Origin of the sequence: Nostoc sp. UCD121 (assembly GCF_014222285.1) — a bacterium.
In the GTDB taxonomy this organism is placed as follows: Bacteria; Cyanobacteriota; Cyanobacteriia; order Cyanobacteriales; family Nostocaceae; genus Nostoc.
Genome location: NZ_JACKZS010000232.1, coordinates 1 through 11238, shown reverse-complemented (window position 1 = coordinate 11238; position 11238 = coordinate 1). Strand labels below are relative to the sequence as shown.

At 41.0% G+C, this 11238-nt stretch carries 10 protein-coding genes; 5 read left to right on the top strand and 5 right to left on the bottom strand.

The window, feature by feature from the left end:
- Positions 1-313, bottom strand: a 313-nt coding sequence (locus GNF10_RS30985) for an SDR family NAD(P)-dependent oxidoreductase (RefSeq protein ID WP_185593096.1), incomplete at its 3' end; no start/stop codon positions are given.
- A 348-nt stretch (positions 314-661) separates the two neighbouring features.
- Positions 662-1501, bottom strand: coding sequence for a nuclear transport factor 2 family protein (locus GNF10_RS30980; RefSeq protein ID WP_185582583.1), 840 nt, complete (start codon positions 1499-1501; stop codon positions 662-664).
- A gap of 84 nt (positions 1502-1585) precedes the next feature.
- On the opposite strand from GNF10_RS30980, the gene murG reads away from it, so the two are divergent.
- Both murG and GNF10_RS30970 read left to right on the top strand, forming a co-directional pair.
- Positions 1586-2659 (top strand): undecaprenyldiphospho-muramoylpentapeptide beta-N-acetylglucosaminyltransferase, encoded by a 1074-nt coding sequence (gene murG / locus GNF10_RS30975; RefSeq protein ID WP_185582581.1) that lies wholly within the window; start codon positions 1586-1588, stop codon positions 2657-2659.
- 38 nt (positions 2660-2697) lie between these two features.
- Positions 2698-4014, top strand: coding sequence for a hypothetical protein (locus GNF10_RS30970; protein WP_185582579.1), 1317 nt, complete (start codon positions 2698-2700; stop codon positions 4012-4014).
- 169 nt (positions 4015-4183) lie between these two features.
- Here the strand turns inward: GNF10_RS30970 and GNF10_RS30965 are convergent, their stop codons facing one another.
- Complete coding sequence (locus GNF10_RS30965; protein ID WP_185582588.1) at positions 4184-4837, bottom strand: response regulator transcription factor; 654 nt, start codon at positions 4835-4837, stop codon at positions 4184-4186.
- 5 nt (positions 4838-4842) lie between these two features.
- Complete coding sequence (locus tag GNF10_RS30960) at positions 4843-6102, bottom strand: sensor histidine kinase (RefSeq protein WP_185582577.1); 1260 nt, start codon at positions 6100-6102, stop codon at positions 4843-4845.
- A 524-nt stretch (positions 6103-6626) separates the two neighbouring features.
- On the opposite strand from GNF10_RS30960, the gene GNF10_RS30955 reads away from it, so the two are divergent.
- The 3 genes from GNF10_RS30955 (at position 6627) to GNF10_RS30945 (ending at position 8207) form a co-directional block, all read left to right on the top strand.
- Positions 6627-7145 (top strand): Spy/CpxP family protein refolding chaperone, encoded by a 519-nt coding sequence (locus tag GNF10_RS30955; protein ID WP_185582575.1) that lies wholly within the window; start codon positions 6627-6629, stop codon positions 7143-7145.
- A 204-nt stretch (positions 7146-7349) separates the two neighbouring features.
- A complete protein-coding gene (gene sipA, locus GNF10_RS30950; RefSeq protein ID WP_185582573.1) occupies positions 7350-7586 on the top strand; it encodes a regulatory protein SipA in 237 nt (78 codons plus the stop codon).
- 63 nt (positions 7587-7649) lie between these two features.
- Entirely contained in the window at positions 7650-8207 is a 558-nt protein-coding gene (locus GNF10_RS30945) for a peroxiredoxin (protein WP_185582571.1), read from the top strand.
- A gap of 108 nt (positions 8208-8315) precedes the next feature.
- Here the strand turns inward: GNF10_RS30945 and GNF10_RS30940 are convergent.
- Positions 8316-11238: DUF2157 domain-containing protein (locus GNF10_RS30940; protein ID WP_185607338.1), on the bottom strand; the 2923-nt coding region annotated here is incomplete at its 5' end.

Here is an 11238-nt window from a genome sequence, read left to right as displayed (position 1 = left end):
TGGCTTCGTGCAACTTGTCTAAACCACGACTTAGACCAGCATTGTTAATGAGAATGTCGATGTCAGACCAGGCAGGCGGTAGAGTAGAAATGGCAGATTCGACAGCGTTGCGATCGCGCACATCTAGCTGTAATAAATGAATTTCAGTACCAAATTCTTTAACGAGAGCATCTGCTAGCTCCTGCAAACGTTCTAACCGTCGTGCCGCTAGGATTAGTTTTGCACCCGCACCAGCGAAGATTCTCGCAGAAGCAGTACCAATACCACTACTTGCGCCAGTGATTAAAATGATTTGATTTTGTAGGGAAGTCATTAGGATAGTTAGAAGTGAGGAGTTAATAGTTAGGAATTATGAATTAGCACAAGTTTCATAGTTCATAATTTATCATCAGTCGTCTATAACTCCTAGCTCCTAGCTCACGCAATGTGCAACTTATTCTTATAACCCCACTTCTATTTTTCTCCCCCACAGAGAGAGGTTTTGATTCTTACTCCCCTTCCCTACAAGGAAAGGGGTTGAGGATTAGGTTTGAGAGAAATAGGACTTACACAAAAACCCTCTAAAACTCTCATGCCTCCGTGACCTCTGCGCCCTCTATGGTTCGTTTTCCGTTACCCGTGTGTAAGTCCTAACAAAGTGGCACACCGCGTTAACTCCTGATTATTTCTTCACCACTTGTAGGCGCTGAGTTACCATCGTCATCCCATTACCTCGCAGGATGACAGCAGAAACCCATTGGCTACCAGGAGTGGATGGTGCTTGTCCCGTTTTAAACAGTCCACCGGATGTCAGTAATTGCAAATCTACGGATGTGGGGTTGAGAAATTTCTCTGGTTGGATGGTTTCCTCTAGCGCCGTTCCTAGGAGAAAATCATCGCCAAGTGGCTCTTGGACGATCGCATCAAAATTATACTTCTGACCAACCAGTACCTGTTGTGGTAATTTAATATCAATTTTGGGTGGCTTACTGCCAGAGGTAAGTAGGGTGCGTTCTGCCAAAATGTCTTGGCGGACGATTTTACCGCTTTCAATACGCTGACGCGATTTAATCGTGGCATCGAGAGCCAAATTATTCCCGCTACCAGAGGGTAAGCCAGTTATCTTTGTTTCTGTTTCGGCAATAATCCCATTGCCTTCCGATTTTGAAGATAGCAGTTTGGTACTGTATTGTAATTTAGGATATCGTTGCCAAAGTGAAACCAAAGACTTTTCTAGGGTTTGGAGGTTTAATCCATCCCCATGAGTGAAAGAGGGGCTATAGAATTGCAACACCCCTTTGACATCACCCTTGTTAGCAGCTGCATCGACTTGTGTCAAAAGGTTTTTTAAATCTGTTGGTGCATTTTGAACTGTACCAGTTTGGGCTAATTGCTGTGGTGTCGTCGCTTGAGTGCGTTGCCAACCATTTGTTAAACCAAGGGTTAGCAGGAACGAAACCAGCCAGTATTTGGCTGGAAATTTGAGTTGTTGTTTTACGAAAGCAGTAATAATTTTAGTCATTTGCAAGAGTTTACTGATTTGATGAGAGAAAGTCAGGAAATTGTTTTATCTTAGTTAAGCTAGACGCTAAACGGTAGAGGTTTGATGGCAAACGCACCGATACGATTATTAATAGCTGCCAGTGGGACTGGTGGACACTTGTTTCCAGCGATCGCACTGGCAGAAAAACTTCCAGATTATCAAATCGAATGGCTGGGAGTACCCAATCGGCTGGAAACTCAACTTGTCCCTAAAGAGTATCCCTTGAATACTATTGCAGTTGAAGGGTTTCAGCAAGGGTTTGGACTCTCCTCGATTCGCATTTTGGCTAAACTCGCTGGTTCGATTATAGAAGTCAGACGAATTCTCAAACAGGGAAATTTTCAAGGGGTGTTTACCACTGGGGGTTACATTGCCGGGCCTGCTGTCATTGCGGCACGTTCTCTCGGTTTACCCGTGGTTTTCCACGAATCTAACGCCTTACCAGGTAAAGTAACTCGCTTTTTTGGCCCTTGGTGTAGTGCGGTAGCCTTGGGATTTGAAGTAGCTGCTAAGTATTTGCCTCGTGCCAAAAATGTCTGTGTTGGTACTCCTGTGCGATCGCAATTTCTCAATGGGGAAATTAATTCACCTCTGGATTTAGCCATTCCTGATGGTGTTCCCTTAGTTGTCGTCTTTGGTGGTAGCCAAGGTGCAGTTGCGGTTAATAAGTTAGTGCGCGAATCTGCAAAGGCTTGGTTTGATGCTGGTGCTTATGTAGTACATTTAACTGGCGATCGCGATCCGGAAGCAGATAGTCTCAAACATCCGCAGTATATAGCCTTACCTTTTTACAACAATATGGCGGCGTTGTTGCAACGAGCAACTCTTGCCATTAGTCGTTCTGGTGCCGGTAGCTTGACAGAATTAGCAGTGTGCGGAACACCAGCAATTTTGATCCCTTACCCCTTTGCCGCAGAAGACCATCAATCTTACAATGCAGATGTATTTACCAAAGCTGGTGCGGCGTTAACACTGAAACAATCGGAGTTGACGGCGCAAGTCTTGCAAAGTAATGTGTTGAATTTGTTGCAGTCACCGCAAGAGTTAGCAAAGATGGGTGAAAAAGCTCATGCGATCGCAGTTCCCGATAGTGCCGAAAAATTGGCGCAATTAGTGCGTGAGGTGGTGGAAACATAACGTTGATTATTTAGTATTAGAAATTTACTTTCCAAGTTATGAATATCTTATCCAGCCCAAAATTTCGCTTCACAGTAGGTTGTGCAGCCTTATTATTTGTCAGTTTAGCTAGTAGCCATCTATATACTCAGTCAACAAATAAACAGCTAGCCCAACAAAATCAGTCCTTTACTCAGCAAGAAAATTCTGCCCTAGTTCCATCACAAATTTCCCTCACCTCAAATTTACAAAATCCTTTTGTTGCTCAACAAATATCTGATGAAGTTATCGATAAGCAAAAGGCTTTTTTCTCTCAGCAGAATTTGCTAGCTGCATCTGCACCCTTTCCAGTTGTCGATGAGTTCAAAAAATATAAATTTAGTATTAATGGCAGCCAAGTTGTTACCCCAGGAAAACTGCCAAGTAGTAAAGTTAACTTCAATCAAAAAGATTTATTAACTGTTCTAGTTAATACTAGAAAATATTTTCAAGATTACTCTTCGCAAGACCCAGATATTTTGCGTACAGGAATGCTTGCGACTCAAGGAGTAACTATACCAGATGTTCTCAACACTTTGAATTTCATGATTGCTGTCTTAAAGGAGGATGTTGCTAATAATCGAGCCACTCGTTTACAAGACCCTAAATTTATCAATTCCAATTTCCGAGTTATCAAATGGACTGCCTATAACCCAAAAAACAAAAAACAAAAACAATTACGAATTACTAAATATGCTGTTTTTACTCACTCTGGCTCTCGCAAAAAAACTTCGACTTTTAATACACCAATTTATAGTCTAAAAGAAAACTCTAATAACGATAAATTCTACACTAGATATACGAAGCAGGATGTTTTATCTGGCATTTATGAACCAGGTGGTAAAGAATTTGGAAAAGTTAAAAGTCTCGCTTATCTAACCAGAACTGGTTTAGAAGAAGCACTGATGCAAGGAACAATCCTAATTAACTTTACAGATGGTTATAGGGCATTTTTTAACGTAGATCGAAATAATGGAATGTCTTATGTTCGCGGATTAAAGGCAACAGCACAAAAACGTTATTGGTATTTTAGAGAGGTTGATGCCATTAAAGGATATGGATACAAAATAGATGCGAAAATTTCTATCAAACCTGGAGTAACTTTTGCCGGAGATGTGCTGAATATTGGTTTAGGTAAAGTGATTGTTATTGAGCATACTAAGGGTGGTCGAAAACATCTACAAATGGGAGTTATGGCTGATACAGGCGGAGCCTTTTTACCCAATCTTTATCAACTCGATTTTTTAGCAGGTATTTTTAAGAGTCAAAAAGAATTTGGACAGAATATCAGCCAATTGCCTGAGTATGCTATAGCATATTTTTTAGTCAAGAAGTAAGGTAATACAGTTTCCTTAACATGTTTGCCTCTCAGAGATATCTCCAACCCTTCTTAAAAGGGTGGTTTCCTGATAACCTTTTTTAAGGGGGTTGGCGCAAGCGGGGGTATTTTATTTGAATACAGTTAATCTAAGCTTATAATCACAAATTACGAATTATTTAATTTGGCTAATTCAAATATGATAAATATGTATTTGCCCAAATCGCCGCTTGAGTGCGATCGCGCAGATTTAAGGTGTTTAAAATATTTGTTACATGATTTTTTACTGTCCCCTCAGAAATGTAGAGTTCTTGAGCAATTTCTCGGTTACTAGCGCCTGTAGCAATTAACCGCAAAACCTCTTTTTCTCTAGGAGTAAGTTCAGTTAAAGTAGATGGTACAGGTGTTGAATGGATTGGTGTACCATTAGAAAACTGAGTTAACAGCTTTTTAACTATACCTGGGCCTAATTGGGTATATCCTTTATAAACAGCACGAATAGCAACAGCTAATTCTTCTGAGGGCGTATCTTTTAATAAATAACCCATTGCCCCATTTTGTAATGCTGCTGATACATATTCATCATCATCAAAAGTCGTCAGGACTAAAATTTTAGTTTTAGGAAAACGTTTTTGAATTTCTTTCGTCGCTGCAACTCCATCCATAATAGGCATTCTGATATCTAGTAATACTACATCTGGTTGAATTTCAGCAACCAAATTAATCGCCTGTTCACCATTTTCTGCTTCTCCCACGATTTCTAAATCTGGTTCTAATTCTAATAATGCTCTTAATCCTTGACGAATTAAACCTTGGTCATCTACTAACAATACTTTTATCATCATCTCTACCTCATTAAGGGAATATTAACTGTTATTTTGCAACCACAACCAGGAGTGCTATTAATATTAAAGTCACCTCCAAGTGCTAAAGTGCGATCGCGCATACTATGAAGTCCAAAACCAGTAGTATTTTGCCCTAAATCAAAACCTCTACCGTTATCCTGAATTATCAATCGCAAATTTCCTCTGATCGTAGAGAGTTCCATTTTAACCTCGGTCGCATAAGCATATTTAGTTATATTTGTCAAAGATTCTTGAGTAATCCGGTAAATAGCAGTGTTGATTTCAGGTGGTAGAGGATATTCGAGGTTGATTTGATAAATTGGTAAAATGCCATTGGAACGATGAAAATTTTCTGCAAGGCTAGCGATCGCACGTTCTAAAGATTGCTCTTGTAAAGGATTAGAACGCATAGTAGAAACAGATTGGCGGACATCGTTTAGTGCTTTTGAACCTAATTCCTTTGCTGTTGCTAGAAATGTCTCAGCCTTACCTGGGTTAGATTGCCATAGTTTTAAAGCAGTTTCTAATTGCAGATTTAAAGCAGTGAGAGAATGTCCTAATGAATCATGAATTTCACGAGCAATGCGGTTACGTTCTTCTAAGGTAGCTTGATTTTCAATTCGCATCGCATATTCACGGAGTTTTTCATTAGCGATCGCTAGCTTTTCTCGACTGTGCCGTTCAGATAATACTGCATTCATCATCAACAACACAAACACTAAGCTTAAGCCAAATACCAGCGACCAATTTAAGCTAAGAAATCGAAATTTTTCTTGTGCTTGTGATGATGCTTGCAAATTAAATAGCTGGTATTTTAATTGTGTTGTAAATAGGAATAATCCAAAGGATAGAGATGTAACAAATAAACGCCCAGGCAAATTAAATATTAGGCAACTACGAGTAACTAAAATTATGTAAAGAAAAGGGAAGAGACGAGCAAATCTTTCACCAAATAATCCAGTTGTTAAAATTAATAAAATTTCAATGGACGTGTATATCACTTTATAAGTCTGGCTACTTCTGGGTAATCTTAAGCCCATTAATGCAAAAAGAATCAAACTATAAATCGATAGTTCAGGTAATAAATTGCAAATTGACAAGTCTGGAAATAAATTACAGATTGTTAGTTCTGGAAGTTTAGGACGAAATCTCCGTAAGGGAGGTGGTATAACTGCTATCAATGCAGTGATTGCCAGTAGTATCCACTCCAGATAAAGTAGAGATGGAAAAGGATGTTTTTTAATTTGAATTGGATAACTCATTGTGGTTTACCTCAAGTTATTGATAAATTATAATTTTGGAGATAGAAGTTAAAAAGAAAAATTAAACTTTTGAATATTTAAGTGTGGATTTCGTAGCTTCAAATTTTCATTAAGTCAAAAATTGATAGTAAAGGTGGGCTAGAACACCGATTCAGTAGTCAAAATCATGACCAAAAACTAGGTTTATTGAGGCTGAAACAAGGAATTATTGGTTGTATAAGACGTTAAAACAGGGTTTATTTGCCTCGTGTTTTATTAATGAATCGTTGTTCTAGGTAAAAATATGCAATCAGCTAAATAAGGATTTGCAAATCAATCATTATAGAAATGTTCATCATTTATTAACTTCTGTACAGACGCGATTAATCGCATCTCTCCCAACTCCTCACTATTTATTGTTAATCAAATTTGTCAAAATTCAATCATGACTAAAGTCATGGGTAGAACCATGACTTTCTCCTCATGTAACTAGTAAAGATAAGTTCTTATGATAGTGACAACCAACCAGGAAAAACCTACAAGAAATGAAATTCAAAGCATTATCGCTAGTCGCTGGAGCGATCGCTCTAACTTTAACTGCAACCTCCTTCGCTGTTAATGCCCAAACTGCCTCTCCTTCACCCGTGTTACTGGCACAAACTCCACAAAAAGAAAGAGGCCCTTGGAAAGACTTGGGTTTGACAGATACTCAAAAAACCCAAATTCAGGCAATTCGCCGCGATAGCCGTGCCAAATTTGAAGCAGTTTTGACCCCAGAACAAAAGACAAAATTAGAAGCAGCTAAACAAGCACGTCGGGCTGAGTGGCAAGCGCGTAAGGCTCAGGGTCAAACAGGTCAAGGTCAACGGCAACCGGGTCAACGTCGAGGAAAGGGTGGTTATGGTGACTTAAATCTGAGTGAAGCACAGAAAACCCAAATGCGACAAATCCGCGAGTCTGAGAAACAACAGATTCAAGCAATCTTAACCCCTGAACAGCGCCAAAAAATAGAGCAATATCGTCAAAATGCTCCTTCACGTCGTCAACAAGGCAATCCTCAATAATAATTTTTCAGAAAATAGCTAACTTGACTAATATCTAAGCATTGTTTTCCATAGTCAAAAATTAATAGACTTCTTGCAGAAGACGCGGAAAGGGGATGAAATTTTTCCCCTTTCCCTTTCCCTATTTATTCCCATGCTCCATTTAGTAGACTTTCAAGCTGGTTATGAGTTATGAGTTAATTCAAAACTCCTAGCTTGATTAAGATGTCCAAAGAATTCGCAATTGGTAGTAAAGTCCGGGTTGTGGCACTACCACCTTACGTCAAAACTGCTGAACCCATGCCCATGCTGCGCCCCCCCGATGTAATTCACATTGGCGAAGAGGGTATAGTCCTTGACCGCCGTCCCGGTGGATATTGGGGTATTCGCTTTACTAAGGGAGCCTTTCTCTTAGATAGCCAATATATCGAAAGCATAGATACCCTACCCGAATCTCATTAAGAGTGAGATTAGCAGCAACCAAGAATTGTAAACTTGTGTAAAGTTGTAATTCTGGTTTGCACCATGATTTCTCGCCGCACTTTTTTAAACATATTATTTGCCAGCTGTATTTCTGTCATCAGCTGGCTGAACTTTACCCCTGCTGCTGATGCCCTTGGTGGTAAACTTCCCGCAATTAATCAACCTGCACCAGAGTTTACTTTGCCAACTAACACAGGTGATGGCAAAATTTCCCTCTCTGACTTGCGCGGTAAGTGGCTAGTTCTTTACTTTTATCCAAAAGACTTCACCTCTGGTTGTACTATAGAGGCTCGCCGTTTTCAGCAAGACTTACCCCAATACCTCGAAAAAAATACCCAGATTATTGGCGTAAGTGCTGATGATATTGAGTCTCACGCTGAATTTTGTGATTCTGAAGGGCTAAAATTCCCACTTTTAGCTGACACTGATGGTTCAGTGAGTAAAGCTTACGGTTCGTGGCTCGGCTCCTTATCTATGCGCCATAGTTTTATCATTGATCCTCAAGGTGTTTTGCGCGAGACTTTTGTCAAAGTCAACCCAACTGTTCATAGTTCAGAAGTGCTGGCCCGATTAGAAAAGTTACAGTCTACAGCTTCTTAGATTTCAATAAAAACTCTTTGCCCCAAATGGCACTAACATAAGTCCAAAGGCTGAGAAGCATTCAGGGCGAGGGCTGTGTCTTATAATTAGTGCCATTCATTCCTCTCTCTATTGCCATGTTTGAAATTCATCAATGGCGCTACGAATTAAGGAAGTTATTTGAGTGCGGCGGGTTTCAAAGTTGGCGGCAATGTAAATCAGGAGGATGCCAACTAGTAAGCCAACAACCCATTTTAAAAAGGAGTACTGCAAGCTAAAAATTACCGATTGATAGATTGTAGTAATTAAAAAAGTGGCTGTACCAATATAGAGAAAAGCCCGCACTCGCAAAGCTAATCCAGCAAAAATGGCGATGAGGCTGAAAATTCCAGGTATCCAGGCTGTGTTTTGATTAAATAAAATTGCCCACCCACAAATTAAACCACTACCTAGCAATCTCAAAATATGGCGAGGTGCTTTGTACTCTGGTAGCCTCAGTTGGGTATCTACTTGAGCAATATAAAGCAGTGATAATCCAATTGGCGTTACATACCATAAAACATCAGTCAGGCGTAAGGAATCAAACCATCGGTAAACTGCCCAATCAATCAACGCCACACTAACATAAGTAAAACGGATATTTTCACCTATTTTTGCTAGGAAAATGTAAAATCCAGCTGCGAGTAACAAGGTAATGGGATAAGTTTGCAGCCTAGTTTCCCACAAAATTATCAGTGGTATGATGTAGGCGGCTTGCTGCCAAGGTTTTTTAGACCAACCCCAACTTTCCCAAGGTAGGATGTACAGAAAATAGGCTACCACACAAGCGATCGCACCGTTCCAAGGAACTAACGGCCCAGCCCAAAATTTTCCCACTGCTGTCTCGCGCCAATAAACCCTCATACCGGCTACTTCTAATAAGCCAAGGTAAACCCACATTTCGCCTATTGTGATTCCTGCCAATATGCTGGGGGAAGTGCGCGAATTTCGTCCTTGAAAGATGGCATAACGGATCAAAAATACCCCTGTTGCTAATCCCACCAAACGGTTAATTCCAATGGGAAGAGGAATGGCAGCCATTAATAAGCAGCTACTCCAAGCCCAATGAATATGGGCAATTCTTTTCAATTCTTGGGGAGTTAGGCGTAAGTAGTTGACCAGCCAAGGTGACAAAATACGGTAAGCATACATGATACTGGCACCAAGGGCAGACATGGCAATCAATCCATCACCTAATGCTCCTCCTGAAGCTTGTGACATTTGATAGAACAAAAGTTCATAAGCAGAAATGGATACGCCAATGATTCCTAAGTACAGCAGGGGTTTAAAGTTCTCGCGCCGTCGCCCTACGCCAATAATAATTAAAGCTACACCCAAGGAATATAAACCAGTCCACTCGGTGAAAGTGTTCAAACGCAGCAACACACTGAATGCACCATAAATTAATGGCAAAACGTGAAGGCTGCTAGGAAGTTTTTCTAATTGATGTCGTCGCCGCCACCACTCGCCGACAAGTTGAGCGATTAAACCTAAAGCGATATTTGCGATTGGCAAGCCACGCTCCGCGATCGCTATCCTAAAAGTTGAATGTTCCCCAAATCCCAACACTTGGGCAATCAACAATTCTAAAGACCACCCGATGCCATAGAATGCCCAATTTGTCGGTTCTCGCCAACTGCGATAAACAATGGCTGTCAAGGTAATTAAAGTGGCAGCTAAGTACAAAAATCCCGAAGTGATAAACCCTGTATGAATCAGCACCGAGTGTAGTGTCAAACTAAACAACTCAAAACCACACAATGCGATCGCCCATTTATCACTGGCGGCTGCATAATTAAGTGCTAATTCGTTTCCGTATCGGCTCAAAACTGTCCTGGCTAACCATAGACTTAGGATTGCGATCGCGCCGACGAGAAACCAACCTCCGAGAACGAGGTGAGGTAAACCAGGTACACCCGTCCACAGCAGCGCCACAATGAAACTCAGAGCAAATCCTTCTGTAATTACCGCAGATATTTGGTTTCGTAAATAGCGCGTATTTACAAACATTAGCCCTGTACCTACTGCCAAACCAATTAATCTGGTTCCTGGTAACTGTAGAGTAAGTAGCTGGGCAACTCCCACAGCCAAGACGCTCAAGTAACGGGTAGTAGTCCGACGTTCTGTAGTTGTGCAATTTGCAACACCCGTGAGAGCTATAGGCGTAACTAGCCATAAGGCTCCCAAATAAGCTTGGCTATCAGCAACACCATACCAAGATGATTCTGCATTCATCCACAATAGGAAAAAACTAGCGGCGGCTAGTCCTAAACCGACATCCCATGCACTACGTTGCCATACTCCTCCTTCTACGCTAAATCGCCATTCTGCAACCATCAGAGCTAATAAAATACTTGCCCAGACTTGTTGACTCAGGGTTGGCGCAAGCCAATTAATGGTAGAGCAAAATGTCAGCACCCCAATGATGTGAGTTAGATATACCAGGGGAAGGGATGCGGGGGAACGGCGTTGAGTTACGAATGCCAGAGTTATGGTAGAAAATAGCAGATTTAGCGATCGCAATACAGGATTGACAATCGCGATCGTTGTTAAAAAGGCTCCCAGTAATAGGGTGAGCAGTTCGCCAAATTTAGCTAATTCTCGCTTTTCGGTGCGATGTAGACTATCTGTAAGCGCCACCATCAAAATTATGTAGGGAAATAAAGCTACACCCAGCAAAGCCCAAGGTTCATTTTGAGAATTAGTGATTTGAGTACCAGTTGCGATCGCTAATTTCTGTAAGCTATCAGGTACTAATCGCCAACCTAGCCAAATCGTCTCTAAACCGATGACGAAAACCGCAGCGAAGTCTAGCTTTAAACTGTGCCGTCGCAATCGACTTACCACAAACCACAAACCTAAACCACTTACAGCTATTGCTTGCCAAGGATAATTTACTACCGAAACCAGCCAACCCAAAAAGAGGAGAATCCCACCGAGTTTTTCCCAGAGTAATAGAGATGAGGGGAATATTACAGTTACTTCCTCTGCTCCCCCTGCTCCCCTGCTCCCC

Bases quoted from the DNA above. Each gene is read 5' to 3' on its own strand.
- GNF10_RS30980 (WP_185582583.1), bottom strand. From the start codon at position 1,501: ATGACTAAAATTATTACTGCTTTCGTAAAACAACAACTCAAATTTCCA.
- murG (WP_185582581.1), top strand. From the start codon at position 1,586: ATGGCAAACGCACCGATACGATTATTAATAGCTGCCAGTGGGACTGGT.
- GNF10_RS30970 (WP_185582579.1), top strand. From the start codon at position 2,698: ATGAATATCTTATCCAGCCCAAAATTTCGCTTCACAGTAGGTTGTGCA.
- GNF10_RS30965 (WP_185582588.1), bottom strand. From the start codon at position 4,837: ATGATAAAAGTATTGTTAGTAGATGACCAAGGTTTAATTCGTCAAGGA.
- GNF10_RS30960 (WP_185582577.1), bottom strand. From the start codon at position 6,102: ATGAGTTATCCAATTCAAATTAAAAAACATCCTTTTCCATCTCTACTT.
- GNF10_RS30955 (WP_185582575.1), top strand. From the start codon at position 6,627: ATGAAATTCAAAGCATTATCGCTAGTCGCTGGAGCGATCGCTCTAACT.
- sipA (WP_185582573.1), top strand. From the start codon at position 7,350: ATGTCCAAAGAATTCGCAATTGGTAGTAAAGTCCGGGTTGTGGCACTA.
- GNF10_RS30945 (WP_185582571.1), top strand. From the start codon at position 7,650: ATGATTTCTCGCCGCACTTTTTTAAACATATTATTTGCCAGCTGTATT.